The 728-nt window shown below is 51.8% G+C and carries 1 rRNA gene; it reads left to right on the top strand.

The features are described from left to right. Positions 1–728 (top strand): 23S ribosomal RNA (locus HLH18_RS11045); the annotation flags it as partial.

Raw genomic sequence — 728 nt, 5'->3', positions numbered from 1 at the left:
CCCGAAACCGACACAGGTGGTCAGGTCGAGTAGACCAAAGCGCTTGAGAGAACTCTGCTGAAGGAACTAGGCAAAATGGTACCGTAACTTCGGGAGAAGGTACGCTGTCGACGGTGATGGGATTTACTCCCTGAGCGGTTGACAGCCACAGAAACCAGGCCCCTGCAACTGTTTATTAAAAACATAGCACTCTGCAAACACGAAAGTGGACGTATAGGGTGTGATGCCTGCCCGGTGCTGGAAGGTTAATTGATGGGGTTAGCGTAAGCGAAGCTCTTGATCGAAGCCCCAGTAAACGGCGGCCGTAACTATAACGGTCCTAAGGTAGCGAAATTCCTTGTCGGGTAAGTTCCGACCTGCACGAATGGCATAATGATGGGGGCGCTGTCTCCAGCAGAGACTCAGTGAAATCGAAATCGCCGTGAAGATGCGGTGTACCCGCGGCTAGACGGAAAGACCCCGTGAACCTTTACTGCAGCTTGACATTGAACTTTGATCTTACTTGTGTAGGATAGGTGGGAGGCTTTGAAACCAGGACGCTAGTTCTGGTGGAGCCAATCTTGAAATACCACCCTGGTAATATTGAGGTTCTAACTCTGCTCCCTAATCGGGAGCGAGGACCATGTCTGGTGGGTAGTTTGACTGGGGCGGTCTCCTCCTAAAGAGTAACGGAGGAGTACGAAGGTGCGCTCAGCGTGGTCGGAAATCACGCGTAGAGTATAAAGGCA

Origin of the sequence: Acinetobacter sp. ANC 5414, assembly GCF_013004295.1 — a bacterium.
GTDB lineage: Bacteria > Pseudomonadota > Gammaproteobacteria > Pseudomonadales > Moraxellaceae > Acinetobacter.
The sequence above is the reverse complement of the archived record's forward strand: the minus strand, read 5'-3'. Positions and strand labels throughout refer to the sequence as shown.